At 45.6% G+C, this 17,805-nt stretch carries 19 protein-coding genes and 2 pseudogenes; 15 read left to right on the top strand and 6 right to left on the bottom strand.

Annotation, left to right across the window (positions count from 1 at the left end; all coding sequences use genetic code 11):
* Positions 1 to 25 precede the first annotated feature (25 nt).
* Entirely contained in the window at positions 26 to 136 is a 111-nt protein-coding gene (locus QMA13_RS31295; RefSeq protein ID WP_282937544.1) for a hypothetical protein, read from the bottom strand.
* Positions 137 to 330: 194 nt separating this feature from the next.
* Between QMA13_RS31295 and QMA13_RS31290 the strand changes: the two genes are divergently transcribed.
* Both QMA13_RS31290 and QMA13_RS31285 read left to right on the top strand, forming a co-directional pair.
* Positions 331 to 654, top strand: coding sequence for an ArsR/SmtB family transcription factor (locus QMA13_RS31290; RefSeq protein ID WP_282937543.1), 324 nt, complete (start codon positions 331 to 333; stop codon positions 652 to 654).
* Between the two features lie 96 nt (positions 655 to 750).
* Positions 751 to 1,752, top strand: coding sequence for an NADP-dependent oxidoreductase (locus tag QMA13_RS31285; protein ID WP_282937542.1), 1,002 nt, complete (start codon positions 751 to 753; stop codon positions 1,750 to 1,752).
* Positions 1,753 to 2,115: 363 nt separating this feature from the next.
* Here the strand turns inward: QMA13_RS31285 and QMA13_RS31280 are convergent, their stop codons facing one another.
* The 3 genes from QMA13_RS31280 to QMA13_RS31270 all read right to left on the bottom strand — a co-directional run bounded on the left by QMA13_RS31280 (position 2,116) and on the right by QMA13_RS31270 (position 4,944).
* The gene (locus tag QMA13_RS31280) at positions 2,116 to 3,084 is read right to left on the bottom strand and encodes an Ldh family oxidoreductase (RefSeq protein WP_282937541.1); all 969 of its coding nucleotides are present in this window, start codon (positions 3,082 to 3,084) and stop codon (positions 2,116 to 2,118) included.
* A gap of 146 nt (positions 3,085 to 3,230) precedes the next feature.
* Positions 3,231 to 3,908: an ABC transporter ATP-binding protein gene (locus QMA13_RS31275; protein WP_282937540.1), complete on the bottom strand. Its 678-nt coding sequence runs from the start codon at positions 3,906 to 3,908 to the stop codon at positions 3,231 to 3,233.
* A gap of 1 nt (position 3,909) precedes the next feature.
* Positions 3,910 to 4,944, bottom strand: a complete 1,035-nt coding sequence (locus QMA13_RS31270) for an ABC transporter permease (protein ID WP_282937539.1) — start codon at positions 4,942 to 4,944, stop codon at positions 3,910 to 3,912.
* A 225-nt stretch (positions 4,945 to 5,169) separates the two neighbouring features.
* On the opposite strand from QMA13_RS31270, the gene QMA13_RS31265 reads away from it, so the two are divergent.
* The 9 genes and pseudogenes from QMA13_RS31265 to QMA13_RS31230 all read left to right on the top strand — a co-directional run bounded on the left by QMA13_RS31265 (position 5,170) and on the right by QMA13_RS31230 (position 9,850).
* Positions 5,170 to 5,412 carry a hypothetical protein gene (locus tag QMA13_RS31265; protein ID WP_282937538.1) on the top strand — a complete coding sequence of 81 codons (243 nt, stop codon included), beginning with the start codon at positions 5,170 to 5,172 and terminating at the stop codon, positions 5,410 to 5,412.
* Positions 5,413 to 5,516: 104 nt separating this feature from the next.
* The gene (locus QMA13_RS31260; protein ID WP_349254242.1) at positions 5,517 to 5,687 is read left to right on the top strand and encodes a DUF2798 domain-containing protein; all 171 of its coding nucleotides are present in this window, start codon (positions 5,517 to 5,519) and stop codon (positions 5,685 to 5,687) included.
* A gap of 248 nt (positions 5,688 to 5,935) precedes the next feature.
* Positions 5,936 to 6,079: pseudogene (locus tag QMA13_RS36755) on the top strand (RCC1 repeat- and reductase domain-containing protein); the annotation flags it as partial.
* A 19-nt stretch (positions 6,080 to 6,098) separates the two neighbouring features.
* A pseudogene (locus QMA13_RS36750) lies at positions 6,099 to 6,212 on the top strand (RCC1 repeat- and reductase domain-containing protein); the annotation flags it as partial.
* Between the two features lie 21 nt (positions 6,213 to 6,233).
* A complete protein-coding gene (locus QMA13_RS31250; protein WP_282937536.1) occupies positions 6,234 to 6,551 on the top strand; it encodes an RCC1 domain-containing protein in 318 nt (105 codons plus the stop codon).
* A gap of 354 nt (positions 6,552 to 6,905) precedes the next feature.
* Positions 6,906 to 7,253, top strand: coding sequence for a VOC family protein (locus QMA13_RS31245; RefSeq protein WP_282937535.1), 348 nt, complete (start codon positions 6,906 to 6,908; stop codon positions 7,251 to 7,253).
* Between the two features lie 195 nt (positions 7,254 to 7,448).
* Positions 7,449 to 7,841 (top strand): hypothetical protein, encoded by a 393-nt coding sequence (locus tag QMA13_RS31240; RefSeq protein WP_282937534.1) that lies wholly within the window; start codon positions 7,449 to 7,451, stop codon positions 7,839 to 7,841.
* 612 nt (positions 7,842 to 8,453) lie between these two features.
* A complete protein-coding gene (locus QMA13_RS31235) occupies positions 8,454 to 8,696 on the top strand; it encodes a hypothetical protein (RefSeq protein ID WP_282937533.1) in 243 nt (80 codons plus the stop codon).
* A 263-nt stretch (positions 8,697 to 8,959) separates the two neighbouring features.
* The gene (locus tag QMA13_RS31230) at positions 8,960 to 9,850 is read left to right on the top strand and encodes a LysR family transcriptional regulator (protein WP_282937532.1); all 891 of its coding nucleotides are present in this window, start codon (positions 8,960 to 8,962) and stop codon (positions 9,848 to 9,850) included.
* A gap of 8 nt (positions 9,851 to 9,858) precedes the next feature.
* Here the strand turns inward: QMA13_RS31230 and QMA13_RS31225 are convergent, their stop codons facing one another.
* Entirely contained in the window at positions 9,859 to 10,848 is a 990-nt protein-coding gene (locus QMA13_RS31225; protein ID WP_282937531.1) for an aldo/keto reductase family protein, read from the bottom strand.
* A gap of 325 nt (positions 10,849 to 11,173) precedes the next feature.
* Here QMA13_RS31225 and QMA13_RS31220 point away from each other — a divergent pair, with 325 nt between their 5' ends.
* From QMA13_RS31220 to aspA, 3 genes are all read left to right on the top strand, one after another.
* Entirely contained in the window at positions 11,174 to 11,716 is a 543-nt protein-coding gene (locus tag QMA13_RS31220) for a dihydrofolate reductase family protein (RefSeq protein WP_282937530.1), read from the top strand.
* A 304-nt stretch (positions 11,717 to 12,020) separates the two neighbouring features.
* Positions 12,021 to 13,325 (top strand): amidohydrolase, encoded by a 1,305-nt coding sequence (locus QMA13_RS31215; RefSeq protein ID WP_282937529.1) that lies wholly within the window; start codon positions 12,021 to 12,023, stop codon positions 13,323 to 13,325.
* 168 nt (positions 13,326 to 13,493) lie between these two features.
* Complete coding sequence (aspA, locus tag QMA13_RS31210; RefSeq protein WP_481858258.1) at positions 13,494 to 14,903, top strand: aspartate ammonia-lyase; 1,410 nt, start codon at positions 13,494 to 13,496, stop codon at positions 14,901 to 14,903.
* A 37-nt stretch (positions 14,904 to 14,940) separates the two neighbouring features.
* Here the strand turns inward: aspA and QMA13_RS31205 are convergent, their stop codons facing one another.
* Positions 14,941 to 16,251, bottom strand: a complete 1,311-nt coding sequence (locus QMA13_RS31205; protein ID WP_282937528.1) for a helix-turn-helix domain-containing protein — start codon at positions 16,249 to 16,251, stop codon at positions 14,941 to 14,943.
* Between the two features lie 185 nt (positions 16,252 to 16,436).
* On the opposite strand from QMA13_RS31205, the gene QMA13_RS31200 reads away from it, so the two are divergent.
* On the top strand, positions 16,437 to 17,786 hold the full coding sequence (locus tag QMA13_RS31200; protein ID WP_282937527.1) for a M20/M25/M40 family metallo-hydrolase: 1,350 nt from the start codon (positions 16,437 to 16,439) through the stop codon (positions 17,784 to 17,786).
* The last annotated feature ends 19 nt before the right edge of the window (positions 17,787 to 17,805 follow it).

Below are 17,805 nucleotides of genomic sequence, written 5' to 3'. Positions count from 1 at the left end.
CAAGACGCATGAGGCTGGGGGGAAATTACTTGAGAAGCTGATGAATACCAGCAAAGGTCACAAGTTTCATTGCGTGATCAAGCCGATCGCTCTCCCCGGCTTCAGCTAAAATTGTTGCAGCAATCTTAGTTCCCATACCGGGGAACGATTGGATTAATCGTATCCATTTCATTCTTCAGCCAGGGCATCTATCAATTTATCAAGGGTTGCTAGATGTTCCTGGTATTGAAGAAGCAATTCGGAAACCTAAAGCTTGTGCTTGATTTTATTAAACAGATGGTTATAATTATGTTTAAATGATTAAACGAATGAACGGAAAGAGGGAAATGTATGAGCCAACAAACCGAGCATATTCTGCAACAATTTAAAGAGTGCATTCCTCTGCTGGAAGTGCTGACTGATGAGAATCGTCAAGCCATTATTATGCTGCTGGCCCAGCACAAATCAGGACTTAATGTCAATACGATATCGGAGCATATAAATTTGTCCAGGCCGGCTGTCTCCCATCATTTGAAGGTGTTGAAACAATCTGGCTTTGTTAATTCTGAAAAAAAAAGCGTAGAAAATTACTATGTGCTGACTGTTCGCCAACCTCTTGAACAACTCAAATTATTAATTGCGGCTGTTGAAGCTGAGTGTAACAGGTCTCAATGACAAATAAAAGATATAAGGAAATAGTGTAAATAGAAATTTTTTTTGCATAATACGTTTATCTGTTTAAACCAATAATCATAACAGGAGTGATTTGAAATGAAAGCCATGGTCATTGAAAAATATGGAAAAAATGTTCCGTTAATGATGACAGAACGGCCAACGCCTGACATCGGGGAACATGATGTGCTGGTGGAAATTCATGCAGCCAGCTTAAATCCTATCGACTTTAAAATTAAGGAAGGGAAAGTAAAACTCCTGTTGAATTACAAGTTTCCTCTAATTTTAGGAAATGATTTCTCCGGAGTTGTAGTCAAGGTTGGCGAACGAGTGAATAATTTTAAACCCGGAGATGAGGTTTACGGGAGACCCCGCAAAAGCCGGATCGGCACATTAGCCGAATATATTGCTGTACATGAGGAAGATATTTCGTTGAAGCCGCAGAATCTAAACTTTGAAGAAGCGGCATCCATACCGCTGGTTGGACTTACGACTTACCAAGCGTTTACAGATATTTTGAATCTTCAAAAGGGCCAAAAAATTATGATTCACGCAGGTGCAGGAGGCGTGGGTACCTTCGCCATCCAATTGGCCAAATTAATGGGAGCCTTTGTCGCCACAACAGCAAGCGATAAAGGTTATGAATTGGTCAAATCGCTGGGTGCCGATCTGATCATTAATTATAGAAAAGAGAATTTTGAAGAACTGCTTACAGGATATGACGCCGTTTATGATACTTTAGGAGGGGCTGTCTTGGAAAAATCCTTCCAGATACTGAAGCCAAACGGACAAATAGTATCGATCTCCGGCGTACCAAACGCAGCATTTGGAAAAGAAGAACAACTGGGATGGATGAAAACGGCGGTTTTATCCATCGTGAGCCGAAAGATCACAGCTCTCGAGAAGAAGAGCCAAACGAGATATCATTACCTTTTTATGAAACCGAACGGAGCGCAATTGAAGATTTTAAAAGAATTTATTGAAGTAGGTCACATTAGGCCGGTTATAGATAAGGTGTATAATTTGAAAGATGCCGGGCAAGCGCTTCATTACCTCGAAGGCGGAAGCGCCAAAGGAAAGGTAGTCATTAGAATAAAGTAATTCCAAGAAAAATGATCTTATAGAATCGGCATAAACCCTATGACGAACTATGATTAAAATTGCAAAGAAATGATGACACGATAGTTTAACAAACATACCATGACAAAGCTGCCGCGATTATCGGCAGCTTTGTTGCGCTAACTGGCATTTGAGTGTAACAATGGCTTGGTCATAGCCCATGGATCGAGTATGGTTTTAGAATAACCGTGAAGGTTTTGAACTATTCATTAGTTGGTTCCAGAACATTTCTGAGGAGCGAAGCTTTCAGGACATCATCGTTGGCATGAACCGACGGGACATGCCGCCGTGCTGCACACTTAGGCGGATTTTTCACCGATAGACCCGACGCTATGACAGCTATCGTTAATGCTTACAATACGCCTCAAGGGTCGCAACAAGTGAAGACGGAAGGTTGATTTCATCCACAATACAGCTGCCTCCAGGGACATGAATACCTTTGGAGGACAATCGTTCGATCTGAGACGCCATTCGAGCGGAAAAACCGGGAGCGAGCAGTTCGGGGTTTAGGGCAATGATGAACAGGCCTACACCAGGCGAGTGACTCCCTTCCTCAAAGGATGGAGCATCAAGTGACCAGTTCGCGCCTGTCATACCTGCGGCGAGTATTTCAACCATGAGTGCGATATTGGCACCACGCGCACCCCCGAAAGCAAGTAAAGCCCCCTTGATCGCTTCATGCGAATCCATTGTGGTTTGTCCCTTCTCATCGATGGCCCAGCCTTCGGGGATCATCTCCCCCCGCTCTGCCGCCTGCCGAATATTGACAAACGCCGTGGCGCTAGATGCCTGATCGATAACCAAGGGAGCCCTGTTGTCGACAGGTGCAGCGAATGCGAGAGGATTGGTGCCATAAACAGCCTCGCTACTTTGTCCTGCAGCCATTAAGGCAGATCCATTGGTCGTAGCCAGTGCTACCAATCCTTTACGGGCAAGTCGCCTTACGTAATAGCCTAACTCTCCAGCAGTATAGCTGTTCTTTAACGCAAATATGGTTACGCCATAGGTGATTGCTCGTGTTTGCAATTCCTCGAATGCACGATCAAAACCAAGTTGGGCGATACCTCCCTTAGCGTCGACCTGAATGAGAGTAGGGGTTGGAAAGACGAGAGCAGGTTCTTCAGTGCCAGTAATGCGACTACACAAAAAGCCTTCCAGATAGTCGGGGAGATGAGCAAACCCAACCGAGCTCCTACCGGAGCATTCTGCAGCGACAGTTGCTTCAGCAAGAGAGATTGACGCCGCTTTGCTCGCACCAGCGGCAACACACACGCGAATAGCCAGCTCTCTTGCGCTCTTAAGATCGTATCGCATTACATCACGCTCCCAACTGCATTTTCTTTCTTACATGAAAATACAAGTTTTCATAATTATATCATGTACATAAGCGTTTCAGCAGCGTTAGTCATTTCATACCACATAACCAAAAGAAGCACCCTCGGAATGAAGGTGCTTCTTCGTTATTTAATAATCAATCCATCTTTCATTGTGATGACATGGTCTGCATAAGAGAGCATTTCTTCATCATGCGTCACGAGTAAGGTTGTAATGTTTAATTCTTTCGTCAAATTACGGATGAGTGTCATGACATCCTTGGATCTTGTGGAGTCTAGACTTGCAGTGGGCTCATCAGCAAATAGCATTTTTGGCTTGTGGATGATGGCACGACCAATCGCAACCCGCTGTTTCTCCCCACCCGACAATGAGGCTGGATAGGCGTCTTTGCGATGATCCATTCCGACCAATTTGAGTATCTTCATGACTTCTTCTTTTTGCTCGGGTTTACTCAATTTGGTCTCTGACACATTAAGCATCAGCATGAGCTGATCTTCTACGGTAAGGAAGGGCACGAGATGAGATGATTGAAAAATAAATCCGAACTGACTGGCACGTATTTTGCGAATCTCTTCTTGCGTCATGTCGGTCATGTTCTTTCCCTCGAAAATGACTTGTCCACCAGATGCGCGCTGAAGACCTGCTGCGATCGTAAGAAGCGTGCTTTTGCCAGAACCTGAAGCGCCTACGAGCGCCGTTATTTCCCCTTGTTGTTGGGAAAGATTGATCCCGTTTAATACTTGTTCGTCGACTTCGCCATTCGTAAATGTTTTTCGGACGTCTTGTATTTTGAAGGTAGTCATATTAGATATCTCCTTGCTGTATGGCTTGTAGCGGCTCAACTTTTCGAATTTGAAGACCAGAAAGTGTTGCACCGATAAATCCAATGATTAAGAAAAGGATCGACAATTGAATGGTTGTCCCAATCGTGAGACTAAAAGGCATGCCTTGTGGTGCGATCATATTAAAGCCCTGACTGATTGCAATGGATAATATAAGTGCGATTGCGGTGATGAAGAACATTTGAGCCCACATCATACGGAATAATGTACTTGTTTTTACACCAATTGCTTTCAAGATCCCGTATAGTCCGATTTTCTGCACATTCATCATATAGAAGAAAATCGCAAACAACATACCGCTAATGGCGACTAAGAACCAAATAATCATATTAAGAGACATTTGTTCTGCACTATAACTCGCAATGGTGTTCAGAAACTGATTATTTGAAAATGATTGTATTCCGTCAATAGAAAGTGGTTGATCCTGCCCTGGGATGAAAAGCAATTGCATCGTATTCACACGATAAATTTCTTTATAGTTATTCATATTGATAAAAGCAACGGGTGCGTGGCTGTATTTCTTCTGGTCCGCAAATCCGATAACTTTAAATTCACCGCTGAACTGATTGTTCGTCAATACATCTCCTAATCGAATGCCCTCTTTCTCTAAGGAACGATCTAAGATAATTTCTCCTGGCTTCACGTTCTCGAACAATTTAGAGTTGGTTGAAGTCACAAAAGCAACTCCATGCTGCTTGTCCTCCGCATCGTTCACAAATCCCATCTGAATGGAAAGTGCAGCTGCATCCTTATTTTCCTGTAAGATGTTCTCTTGTACACTTGGATCTATTTTGGAAAGATTATAGGTTTCATTGGCTTGTTCACTCATATAGAAATGACCAGCGGGTAGATTCTTGATTAAAGCTGCATTATCTTGTGATAAACCATTGGCCAGTCCCGATATGATAAAGGTTAAAAAACTAACTAAAAAAATGATTGAGCCTAAAATAACAAACTTCGCTTTACTCTTCTTGATTTCTTTCCATGCCATATTCATTACTGTGCCCTCCCTTGTTGTACTATGAGTATGCAGTTGCAATATGAACGGAGGATGAACAGAGCATTACAAGCAAGCACTCGGATTCGCTGCATTAATTTTTCTCGTGGGTAACATGATGGCCAAATAGAAAAGTTCCCAAGTATATCAGGCATTGGCGTTTTATATATTTTGCAGTACACTCTTTTTGTTAACTGGTTAACTAAAATGAAGAGGGTGATTCAATTGTCACTTAGTCAAAGACAGAATACATTGAAGGCAATTGAGCTATTTGTTTTACTAAGAGAGAAAAAAATGAAGGAACGCTTCAACCTGACAAGTTTATTGGAAGGTGACTGGAATTTAACCCAGCTTCATATTGTTTCGCTTATAAAAGATAATCCATCTTCAACCAATAACGCTTTCTCTTGCAAACCAATTAAGCTTATCGAAGCCAGTAATTACAAAAGCAATGGACTCTTTGATTGAGAAGGGGATGGTTCTGGCCGGAAAAAAAGCGACAATCAAAAATCCGTGTACTACTCCTTAACGTATTCTGGTCAACGACTAGCACAAATTCATGAAAGTCTTGTATCATTTCTTTCTTTATGATGTTTATTAATCTCGGATTCAGTTCGATTCTTTTAGGAAAATGGCTGAGTGCATGGGCAATAGCTTTTGTGATCGCATTTCCAACAGCTTATTTTTTACCCAAAGGGATAAGGAAATTAATGAGAAATATTACTTTTGTAGAAAATAACTGATTTTGTTTACGATCCTCCGCCAAGAAGATTTTATCGCATTCTGTAAGAAAAGCGTTGAATGGGTACGTCAGGTCATTTATACGCTTGGTGGGACTAGCGGAACGACCCCTGGTGTCGTAAGCGGTCTTGATCATATCATTGCCATTTCGTCAGAGGGCGGAACGCAATCCTTAGCCTTAAAGAGTGATGGAACCGTCTGGGCATGGGATGCATATGGAGCACCGGCTCAGGTTGCCGGTCTGGATCATGTGATTGCGATACAAGGCAGATATGCTTCCGCTTATGCGTTAAAATCAGACGGCACTGTCTGGGCGTGGGGTCAGAACTCGAACGGGGAATTGGGCGATGGCACAACGACCGCTAGAACGGAGCCTGTTCAAGTAATCGGTCTGTCGCACATTGTCTATCCATATGGGCAACATGCACGGAATGGCATTAACAAATGCGGGTACGGTATATGCTTGGGGTTTCAACCAAATGGGTCAGATAGGAGACGGAACGAATACGAACCGACTGGTTTCCGTTCAAGTCCCAGGCTTATCCCATATGAAGATGATCAGCGCTGGGGATTATAACTCGTTTGCCCAAGACGCTAGCGGCAATATCTATGCATGGGGGTATAACGGCAATGGTCAGCTAGGTTTTGGCCATAATAGCAATACAAATCCACCTGCGGTCATCAACGGACTCACCGATGTTACAGCGATTACCGGAGGTGGAGGAAACATGACGATCGCCCTAAAGGTGGATGGTACGGTATGGACATGGGGCGATGGCAGCAACGGCATGCTTGGCGACGGCGGCAATGGGGGTCGCTCAACGCCTGGCATAGTAGCTGGTTTTAGCTTGATCCCACAGCACTAAGGGCAGCTTGAAGATCGTAGGGAAGGGAACCTTCCTATTGTAAATGAATCGCGGCAGTCAGGGATTTGGATTCAAGTCCCTAGCTGCCGTGTTCTGTTTTAGTAAAAGTCGGTCTTTGTTTTTATTTCAAAGACTGCTTCAATTTCAAACTTTCGTATCATAAAAAAATGGAGAAAGGCTGCTACCTTGATCGCGCGTCTTTCTCCATTTTTTATTTGATTGTATTCTTCGGTGATCGTTTGGTTATTCTCATTGTATAGAACTTGGGTCTTGGAGGCGAAGCATTCCTAAAGAGTTGGAGGGTGCAGAAGTAATTCAGCCTAAAAATTTGATGACAGACAGGAGTTAAATACGATGATAAAAGGTTTCGGAGGAATATTTTGGAGAACTAAGAATCTTGAAGTTATAAAAAAATGGTACAGTGAAGTGTTGAAGATTGACATAGAAGACTGGAATGGGACTGTGATAAAACCCCAATTAGGAAATGAGACTATCTTTTCTTTCTTTACCGAGAATGACAGTTATTTTCCAACGGAACAACAAGTGATGTTAAATTTCCAAGTACATAATCTGAACGAGACTATTAAACATCTTGAACATATTGGTGTACCTCTTGCAAAGAAAATAGAGATTAGTGAATTTGGAAAGTTTATTTGGATTGAAGATCCTGAAGGTCGACTGGTCGAGCTTTGGGAGAAATAACGAGTTGTAATTCATTTGCTATTGAGCTAACGAAGAACGCTAGCTTATAACTTAATAAACAACATGACGAGGCTGCCAGCATGAATCGGCGGCCTCGTTACGTTAACGAGCAGATTAAAGCAACATTTGAAATAATAATAGCGTCCGAATGAATAGGATATTACCCCCATCATTTTAATTGAAGGAGGGAAATGGGTGAGATTCATTGTATTCATTCTTTTATTAACATGTTTCATTACAACAGGGTGCACGAAAGAGGAAATATTAATGACTTCAGAACAGACTAAAACAATTGGAAATCCAACTGCACAAGAAGTTTTAAGCATGGATCCGAATGCTAATGTTTTTATGTGTAAAGACATGATTTACAATGCAGGAATTCCTTGGGTAGACGAGTTGAAACTAACCAAAGACATACAACTAACTGAAATAACTCATCAAAGCAATGATGGTAAAGCTTTTAAAAACGGAACAGCAAATAAACTAACTGTGGGAACAAAGATCTTTCGTGTCAAAGAGCGAAATGACATACTAATAGCTGAAACAGAAAGAGGAGACATTAGATTTTATCAATTAGTTGAAGGATAATATATTGATTCTCAATGTCGGGTGCAACTATGTGACACTATCATTAACCCTTCGGTTAATGGTAGTTGTTCTTCAATTCCATGGCTGATAGTAACACGAGTTTACTCGGTTCCTGTCGTGCATAAGTAGCGGTTTCAAGGTTACTGGTAACAACCTTGTGGAGCGAATCACAAAAAGTAACTTTAACCTGGGTAACGGCAGCAAGAACTCTTCTGGTAAGCTGTCGTTAAACTATCTTACGGTATCTACCCATCGGAGAACAATGCTGCCCAAGCAATTAATTTCCGAGGTATCACCTACGCTTAATCATGTTTTTCCAACGGCCATACTGTAAGATCAACGTGTAGAACGAATTTCCACTTCCATTCTTGTCTAGGTATCGACGTTCTCTAAAATTGAGCTGCCTCGTCATGTTGTGACATAGCTTTGCTAAAACAGGTACATTTTTAGGACCTTTTGAATAAATTGATCTAAGCTTTAGATTAGTGAAACAGAGAGCGTCGAATCCGCAACGAAAGGACTAGAATGGATGAGTAAGATATTTATAAAACAAACGCTCAGTTACTTAATGATGTAGCAGAACTGCGTAAAGATGTCGAGATAATATGGGATGTGATTACGTTGCGAATCAAGTTCCGAACCGAGCTTGAAGTAAATCTGAGAGCTATATTGAAAGATTGTCTTATAGTGGTTGCTGAGGATGAGCTTCTTTTTGAGATCAACAGCATTGTTATATTTTGGTCAGAACAAAGATTACATGAAGACGGGGCACCTATCCCCGTTAGTACGCAAGCTATAAGAGAGCATTTAATCGAGAACGGGTTGATCATTGAGTTTATGGACGAAAATGATTAGATTCATACCTACCATTACGATCGGATTGCTCCAGACCTTAGCTCTTACTCCTATTTTCTTTTTATTGATCGAAGATTACTTCGAGAGAAAAGCGGAAATGGAAATAGGGCTTTTTCTGTTTGTAATGAACTCTGTTACATAGGTTCACCAAATCAGTCTAACATTTAAAAGGAATGAAACCATTTGCATCAAGCAGCCCTTTCATTAATCTTTGGAACCCCCTATACTAACAGGAAAGATCATTGGGGAGAGGAGAGCTATGTATGGATATACGTAAATTACATTACTTTATTGCAGTAGCGGAAGAACTTAATTACAACCGTGCCGCGGAAAAATTGAATATGACACAGCCTCCTCTAAGCCAACAAATTCAAGCCCTTGAAAACGAACTGGGCGTAAAACTGTTGGACCGCAACAAGAGGTATGTTCGTTTAACGCCTGCAGGGTCTGTTTTTTTACAGGAAGCCAAAATGATTCTATCCCAATTAGAGCGGTCCATTAAAACAACACAGCTAGCTAGCCAAGGAATAAGCGGACATGTAATTATTGCTTTTGTAGATTCAGCAGCGGGCGGTTTAATGGTCGATATTCTAAAAGTATTTCGGGAACGATTCCCGCAAATACAGCTTACGTTGCGCGAGATGACCTCAGCCCAGCAGGGACAGGCTTTGCTTGATGGAACCATTCATGTTGGCTTCCTCCGTTCTATCGAGCCGGGTAAGCACATCGACTGTCGCGCTCTTGTAAGCGAATCACTTGTTGCGGCTTTACCCGAACAACATCCGTTAGCCAAGCTGCCTTCATTGTCTGTCAGCTCATTGGAAGAGGAACCGTTCATCTTGTTTCCGCGTCATTTGGGCTCTTCTTTTCATGATCTGATCATTGGCTTTTGCGCACAGCACAGCGTTTATCCTAATGTCGTTCAAGAGGCCATCCAGATGTATACCATTGTGAATTTGGTGGCTGCGAATCTGGGCGTTTCCATCGTACCTTCTTCAGTATCCGTTTTCCGGCGCAGTGGTGTCGTGTTCAGGCCCTTTAAAGAAGAAACGCCGCCGGTCCCCCTCTATGCCGCATGGAGAACCGACGTACATACCGCCGCCTTATCCGCTTTTCTTGAGATTGTGCAAGAAATGAGTTTAGCAGCCAGTTAAGCCGGGCTTCAACCGGTTTTTCCCGGATCACGCTCGGCTAGTCCAGCTATAACATGGTCGATTTGCTTCATCGTCTCAGAGCCAAGTCGAATACCTGCAGCCTTGACATTTTCTTGTACTTGCTCTGGTTTTGAGGCCCCGATAATGGCGGCTGATACTTGCGGATTTTGGAGCACCCATGCTATTGCAAGCTGCGGCAGCGTTAGCCCTGCTTCATGCGCGATGGAGGAGAGCTTGGAAACAGCGATCAGCACTTCCGTGCGCAGCCATTGGCCTGCCAATTGCTCGAAGAATGGAGCTCCCGCAGACGTCGAAGCACGGGATTCTTGCGGAACCGGCTTGTCCGGTAGATATTTCCCGGAAAGAATCCCTTGTGCTAGCGGTGACCAGACCACCTGCCCAATTCCTTCTCGCTCGCAAGCCGGAATGACTTCCGCTTCGATAACACGCCATAACATCGAATATTGGGGCTGACTGGCTACCAGCGGAACCCTCAACTCCCGCGCCAATGAAGCCCCCTTCGCAATCTGTTCTGCCGTCCATTCACTTACCCCGACATATAGAACTTTTCCCTGGCGAACCAGGTCCGAAAAGGCGAGAAAGGTTTCTTCGAGAGATACGGTCGAATCAAATCGATGGGCGTAATAGACATCGATGTAATCCGTCTGCAATCTGTTCAGTGAAGCGTGGCAGGCCTCCATAATATGTTTTCGGGAAAGACCTCTGTCGTTGGCCCCAGTACCTGTCGGATGGTAGACCTTAGTGCACAGCTCGAAGCTTTCTCGGCGCATTTCTTTCAAAGCTTCACCCAGCACCGTTTCCGCTCTCGTTTCCGCGTACACGTCCGCTGTGTCAAATGTAGTGATCCCCGCATCGATCGCAGCATGAACGCAAGCACGGGCCGTCTCATTATCCACTTGTGCACCGTGAGTGATCCAGTTTCCAAAAGCGATCTCACTTACGGATAAGCCGCTGGCACCCAATTTCCGATAGTTCATCCTACATACCTCCTTAAGATAATAGCTCGATTGTATCAGAGCGGTATTAATAGGTGAAATATGCTTTTATATGCATATTAATTCAAAAAAAATATTACTGTTTAGGGAAAGTTACTATATCGAGTTTATATCGATCGATGGTGCTATGTATTTATTGCTGTCATATAAGCTAGTGATAGTAAAATGCTGTTGATGGATTGAATATAGTGCAGGTGTTATTTTATTTCAGAACGATGTGAAAAATAGGATTACACTCCTTAAATGTTATACTGAATATAGAGGATTGTCAGCATGGCAAAAATCAAAGTCCAAAGGAGCTTGAAACATGAGAAAAGTTGTCATATCCGAGTTTATATCACTGGATGGTGTTATGGAGGCTCCGCAATGGACGTTCCAGTTCGGCAGCGAAGAACAGCAGAAATTTAAGTTCGACGAGCTACAAGCAAGCGATGCTCTTCTGCTTGGACGTGCTACTTACAACGAATTTGCGGCAGTATGGCCTAACATGATCGAGCAGACAGGGGAATACGGCCAAATGATGAACGGCTATCCCAAATATGTGGTGTCATCGACTTTGGATAAGCTGGAATGGAACAATTCAAGCCTGATCAAAGGCAATATTGCTGAGGAAATCAGCAAACTGAAACAGCAGCCGGGCAAGGATATTTTGGTATTCGGCAGCCGCGGTCTCGTTCAAACTCTGATGCAGCTTGATCTCATAGACGAATTGAGGCTTATGGTCTTCCCGGTTGTGCTGGGAAGCGGGCAAAGACTCTTTGGAGAGGGAATGGATAAGAAAGTATTCAAATGGGTTGAGACGAAGTCATTCAGTTCAGGTGTAATGGTTCTCACCTACCAGAAGAATTGAATGGCTCGAAAGGTCGTAACCCTAGATAGCCAAGACAAGCGGCGGGAGGACGGAACTTAGCTAGTTCCAGAAGCGGCAATATTAGCAACCCAATCATTAAGAAGAAAGCCATCACGGTGTATAACCGGATGGTTTTTTTGCGCATTATACATCGATCTGCACTAAATTAGGTTTCCGAATCGCACTTCATGTTGACAGAAAAGGGATTAGATTTTATATTTTAAATAGGGAACAATTAAGGAAAAATTCCTTTAATAAGAATTTCCTTTTCATTAAGGCTTTAACAGGAGAGGATCAAACGCAGATGGACATCAGTCGGGAAGTGCTAGGCATCAAAGGCAAACTCATTCAAAGAAGGCGGGATTTTCACATGTTCCCTGAATCGGGTTGGGTGGAATACCGTACGGCGGCGATTGTCGCGGAGGAATTGAGCCAATGGGGCTACAGCGTCTACGTGCGTGAGGAAGCGTGCAAATCGGCTTCGCGCATGGGGGTTCCTGAGCCCGAAGTGCTGCGATACCACGAGAACAGAGCGATTCAAGAAGGGGCAGATCCGATCTGGATAGAGCGGATGAAGGATGGACACACGGCGGTTGTAGGCGTTATTCGGACGGGGAAACCGGGGCCAGTCATTGCGCTGCGTTTTGATATGGATTCCAATGACTTGTCGGAATGCACAAGCGATGATCATCGCCCGGTACGGGAAGGATTCGCTTCCCGTCATCCAGACATGATGCATGCATGCGGGCATGACGGCCATGCGGCGATCGGGCTCGGTGTGGCGGAGCTTCTGGCCAAACAGAAGGATCGTCTTGTCGGGGAAATTCGCTTGCTGTTCCAGCCTGCGGAGGAAGGAAGCCGAGGAGCCAAAGCGATGGTCGATGCGGGATGGCTGGATGGTGTGGATTATTTTTTTGGCGGCCATATTGCCTTCAAGAGCAAAACGTTGGGCGAAATCGTGGCGACGGTCGGCGGATTTTTGGCTACGACCAAAATCGATGTCGTCTATACAGGCAAAGCGGCCCATGCAGGGGCAGCTCCGGAGGAGGGGCGAAATGCTCTGCTTGCGGCAGCATCCGCAGCTCTGCATTTGAATGGGATCAGCCGCCATGGCGGAGGAGCTACCCGGATTAACGTTGGCACTCTCAAAGCTGGGTCGGGGCGCAACGTCGTTGCTGACAAAGCGGTAATGGAGCTGGAAACGCGCGGAGAGACGACGGAATTGAACGAGTATATGAAAAGTGAAGCAATCCGTATTATCGAGCACGTCGCCCAATTGTATGATGTAGCCTGTCAATGGGAAGTTGTCGGTGAAGCACCGGGGGCGGAGAGCAGCTCCGGCTTAATCTCGATCGTTCGGCAGGAGGCGGAGCAGATGAGTCACGTGAACGCGGTCGTTCCGCGCATGGATTTGGGTGGCTCGGAGGACGTGGTCTACATGATGAACCGTGTCCAGGAGCAGGGTGGACAAGCAACATACCTGTTATTTGGCTCGCCGCTGAAGGACGGGCACCACCAGATTCGCTTTGATTTTGACGAAGAGGTGCTGCTTATCGGAACGGAGCTTCTGGTTAGACTGACATTGGCATGTCAAGACAGTACAGTCTAATCAAAAGGGATTCAGGGCTAATAACCATACCCTCGATTATTTGTACGGCAGGATGGAAGCAACTGAAAAGCTCTTTAAATGAATGCGGTTTCATTCATGCCGGGGAACAACCCCGATACCGAAGTGGCTAACGAAGAGAGGATGCGTGCCAGAATGGGCAACAATATCATGCGTGTGGAGAAAGACTTTCTCGGCGAAAAAGAAGTGCCGGCAGCTGCATACTATGGCATTCAAACTTTACGTGCTGTGGAAAATTTCCCGATTACCGGATACCGCATACACGGGGAATTGATTAAGGCCATGGCAGTCGTGAAAAAAGCGGCGGCATTGGCGAACATGGAGACGAATAAGCTGCAGCCGAGTATAGGCCAAGCGATTGTGCAGGCGGCTGATGAAATCATGGTTGGCAAGTGGCATGATCAGTTCATTGTAGACCCGATCCAAGGCGGAGCGGGGACATCGATCAACATGAATGCCAATGAAGTAATAGCGAACCGGGCCATCGAGATCTTAGGTGGTAAGAAGGGCAATTATTTCCCGATAAGCCCTAACACTCACGTCAACATGGCACAATCGACCAATGATGCGGTTCCGACGGCGGTTCATATTTCCGTTCTTACGTTAATCGAAAGTTTGCTGCATACGATGGAGGAGATGCGTGAGGCGTTCCAGACAAAGGCGGTGGAATTCGATTCGATTATCAAGATGGGACGAACCCATCTGCAAGACGGAGTTCCGATTCGCCTCGGGCAGGAGTTCGGTGCTTATGCTAAAGTGTTGGGCCGCGACATCAAACGGATCAAGCAAACCCGGGAGCATTTGTATGAGGTGAACATGGGGGCTACAGCGGTCGGAACAGGTCTGAACGCCCAGCCGGTCTATATTACCAGAGTGGTGGAGCTGCTGGCTAAGCTGAGCGGTTTGCCTTTGGTCAATGCAGAACATTTGGTAGATGCCACGCAAAATACGGATGCCTACACGGAAGTGTCGGCAGCTCTCAAAGTATGCATGATCAACATGTCGAAAGTAGCCAACGACCTTCGTCTAATGGCCTCGGGTCCGCGAACGGGACTTGGCGAGATTAATTTGCCGGCGAGGCAGCCGGGATCATCTATCATGCCGGGTAAGGTCAATCCGGTTATGTGTGAAGTCGTCAACCAGGTAGCGTTCCAGGTTATCGGCAACGATCACACGATCTGCCTTGCTTCCGAAGCGGGACAGCTGGAGCTGAACGTGATGGGACCTGTATTAGTATTCAACCTGATTCAGTCGCTTAGCATCATGAAGCAAGCGTTCACCGTATTCAAGGCGTACTGCCTGACGGAGATCGAAGCCAACGTTGCCCGATGTAAGGAATATGTAGAGAAGAGTGTAGGCATCATCACAGCATTGAATCCGCATCTTGGATACGAGACGGCGGCGCGAATCGCCCGAGAAGCGACGCTGACTGGACGATCTGTCCGCGAATTATGTTTATTGTACGATGTGCTGACCGAGGAAGAGATGGATCTTATATTGGATCCCTATGAAATGACCCATCCCGGGATAGCCGGAGCTGCCTTGTTAGACAAGAAATAACGGCTGCTTTCCGTTGGGATGGGTACGCAATTCTTGATTACAGAATCTCCTTGATCCGGTATATTTTACGAGGTCTGCCGCGATTGGTCGGCGCCTCTTCACCAATCAGCTCAGCGAGGCCGTGCTCTTCTAGATCGCCCAGGATGCGGCGCGCATTGCGCTTGGTCATGCCGAGCCATTCGGCAATGTCAGGGGCACTGATCGAGTTTTGTCCCAGGTTTTTTTGAACCGACAGCAATTTATTATAGCTCGTGATGGTCACGCCCGCTTTTTTCAGGAGCTCGCTCGTTTTGATATCTTCCGTACGATAGTTGAAATTGATGCTTCCTGTCTGCCGCAGAGGCCCCTCGACATCACCCATATCGTTAACCTGGATGGCACAAAGATTGCCTGTCTTTTTGGCGTGCTGAAGAGCGATCTGAGCGTTGCGCTCGGCTGCCAAAGCGGTAACACCAAAGCCGATGCCGATGTTCGTTTGAAGGTCGGTGATGAGAGCGATTTTTTCCAGCAGAACGGACGGATGGGCGCTAGCATCAGCCGTTTCGAACGCTCCTCGTGTGGTGAACACGAGATACTTGCCGTTGCCTATGGCGACGAAAGAACCGGACAGTGCCTCCACGTGGTCGAGAATCGCATCTTGAAGCTGCAAGTCGAGACGACGGACATCATATGAGCTTTTGTTTTGACCGATCAATTTGCTCGGTTCTTCCACATCGATGAGCATGACGGCAATTTGCGATTTTTTGAAATGCATGGTCTCGCCTGTGGTGCTGGCCAAATTCAACATCGAGCGAATGGTCATCCGGTTAGGCGTAATCCGGTACACGGGAATACCCTGTGCCTTCAGTTCCTCGTACACTCCACGCAAGCAAGTGGCGCAAGCATCGACTTTACCTTGGGCGAACCGTTCGGAGTGGAAGGCAACTAGCTCTTCGGTCGGTTTGTAACCGGTATACGATAGCAGCTGGATCGATTCGTAAGTCAGGTCAAGCTCCGTGCAGGTTTCATAAAAATGATGCGGCAAAATGGTATCGAAGCTAATTCGTCCCAGTTGCAGATGATCGCGGTATACGATTTCCAACAGCACCTTAGTTAAGCTGGAGCCGTTCAATTGTGGAAACATCGCCTTTTGCTTACTATTTTGCTCTTGAGCAATGGCATAAGGAGCTTGTCCTGAGAAAACCCAAATGTCTATATGGATATCATCGCGGAGGACGATATCCGACGTTTCGCTTACGTTGTTATATATAAAAGGGATGATGATCAACCGGTCTTGAAACTCTTTGCCGATCTCAGTAATCAGTTCGATGGAGTCCTTAGGACCGACGGCTCCGACTCTAGCAATCATAGGGTTCAGTTTCCTTTCAATTGTAAAATGCTGGACACATTCCAAATTCTAAGCCTATCCCGAAAATCCTTCTAAAAACGTGGGTTTAGCCTATATTTTTAGTTATTGACACTATCATATCACATGTTTTATAGTTTATTAAGGGAACATAAAGGGAATTTTTCCATTAAAGGGAGGGTTGATAGTTGAGGGAGATATTTGACTTTATCGAGCAGAATAGAGACGAGTATATCCGATGGCTGCAGCAGATTTGCCGACAACCCAGCGTTGCTGCACAAAATCGGGGCATGTCTGAGACGGCTGGCATGGTAGAAGCGTTGATTGGGCAGATTGGCGGAAAATCCATGCAGATTGAGACATCCGGCTTTCCGGTCGTTTATGGCGAGTTTTTAAACGGCAAAAAGAAAACGCTATCTTTTTATAATCATTATGACGTCCAGCCGGAAGACCCTGTGAATTTATGGGACTCCCCGCCTTTTGCCGCAGAAATTCGAGATGGACGCATGTTCGCCAGAGGGGTCGCCGACAACAAAGGGAACCTGATAGCTCGGTTGGCTGCAGTTCATGCCTATCAATCGGTTCGCGGGACGCTCCCGATTAATGTGAAATTAATTATTGAGGGTGAAGAAGAAATCGGCAGTCTTCATCTGCGTGAATTTGTCGATCAGCATCGGGATCTTGTACAAGCGGACGGCTGCATATGGGAGTTCGGATACAAAAATGCGGACGGCAGCTTGCAGGCCAGCTTCGGAGTCAAAGGCATGTGCTATGTCGAGCTCGTATGCCGAGGGGCTAATACGGAAATGCATTCCTCCAACGCAGCGGTCATCGAAAACCCGGCTTGGCGTTTAATATGGGCCTTGAATACGCTCAAGACGCCAGATGAACGGGTGCAGATCAAAGGCTTTTACGATAAGGTGGCCTCTTTGACGGAAGCTGATCTGGATGCGCTGGAGCAAATGGCATACGACGAGGAAAGCACATTGGAGAAGTTCGGTCTGAACTCGTTTCTACTCGGGCTTACTGGCTTGCCGTTGAAAGAAAAGCTGATCTACCAACCTACCTGTACGGTTTGCGGTTTTCAGACGGGCTATACCGGTCCGGGCAAAAAAACGGTGATGCCGTCGGAAGCGAGAGTGAAGCTCGATTTTCGTCTCGTACCGGATCAGGACCCGCATGAAATTCTCGAACTGGTGCAGCGTCATTTGAATGATCATGGTTTCTCAGACATCGAGGTCATTCCTTATACGATGACTTATCCCGCCCGCACGCCTTTGGATAACGCTTTGGCACAAACCGTTATTCGGACGACAAGAGAGGTATACGGGATGGAGCCGACTCTGAAGCCGATGTCGCCAGCGACCGGCCCGATGTACATATTATGCCAGCGCATAGGCATTCCTTCGGTTTCTGTAGGCGTAGGGAACTTTGCTTCAAACAATCACGCGCCTAACGAGAATATAGTTGTAGAGGATTTTATTCAGGGAATTAAGCACATGGCAGCCATTATCGAAGACTTTTCCAAGCAAGAGTAGCATTTTCAAGATATGAAGG

The organism is Paenibacillus sp. RC67 (assembly GCF_030020805.1).
Lineage (GTDB): Bacteria > Bacillota > Bacilli > Paenibacillales > NBRC-103111 > Paenibacillus_S.
This window is presented reverse-complemented; position numbering and strand designations above follow the sequence as displayed.

What these genes read in the sequence shown, in the direction of transcription:
- QMA13_RS31215 (WP_282937529.1), top strand. Translation starts at nt 12,021, where the DNA reads ATGGACATCAGTCGGGAAGTGCTAGGCATCAAAGGCAAACTCATTCAA.
- QMA13_RS31230 (WP_282937532.1), top strand. Translation starts at nt 8,960, where the DNA reads ATGGATATACGTAAATTACATTACTTTATTGCAGTAGCGGAAGAACTT.
- QMA13_RS31250 (WP_282937536.1), top strand. Translation starts at nt 6,234, where the DNA reads ATGAAGATGATCAGCGCTGGGGATTATAACTCGTTTGCCCAAGACGCT.
- QMA13_RS31220 (WP_282937530.1), top strand. Translation starts at nt 11,174, where the DNA reads ATGAGAAAAGTTGTCATATCCGAGTTTATATCACTGGATGGTGTTATG.
- QMA13_RS31290 (WP_282937543.1), top strand. Translation starts at nt 331, where the DNA reads ATGAGCCAACAAACCGAGCATATTCTGCAACAATTTAAAGAGTGCATT.
- QMA13_RS31270 (WP_282937539.1), bottom strand. Translation starts at nt 4,944, where the DNA reads ATGAATATGGCATGGAAAGAAATCAAGAAGAGTAAAGCGAAGTTTGTT.
- aspA (WP_481858258.1), top strand. Translation starts at nt 13,494, where the DNA reads ATGCGTGTGGAGAAAGACTTTCTCGGCGAAAAAGAAGTGCCGGCAGCT.
- QMA13_RS31225 (WP_282937531.1), bottom strand. Translation starts at nt 10,848, where the DNA reads ATGAACTATCGGAAATTGGGTGCCAGCGGCTTATCCGTAAGTGAGATC.
- QMA13_RS31280 (WP_282937541.1), bottom strand. Translation starts at nt 3,084, where the DNA reads ATGCGATACGATCTTAAGAGCGCAAGAGAGCTGGCTATTCGCGTGTGT.
- QMA13_RS31205 (WP_282937528.1), bottom strand. Translation starts at nt 16,251, where the DNA reads ATGATTGCTAGAGTCGGAGCCGTCGGTCCTAAGGACTCCATCGAACTG.
- QMA13_RS31275 (WP_282937540.1), bottom strand. Translation starts at nt 3,908, where the DNA reads ATGACTACCTTCAAAATACAAGACGTCCGAAAAACATTTACGAATGGC.
- QMA13_RS31245 (WP_282937535.1), top strand. Translation starts at nt 6,906, where the DNA reads ATGATAAAAGGTTTCGGAGGAATATTTTGGAGAACTAAGAATCTTGAA.
- QMA13_RS31295 (WP_282937544.1), bottom strand. Translation starts at nt 136, where the DNA reads ATGGGAACTAAGATTGCTGCAACAATTTTAGCTGAAGCCGGGGAGAGC.
- QMA13_RS31285 (WP_282937542.1), top strand. Translation starts at nt 751, where the DNA reads ATGAAAGCCATGGTCATTGAAAAATATGGAAAAAATGTTCCGTTAATG.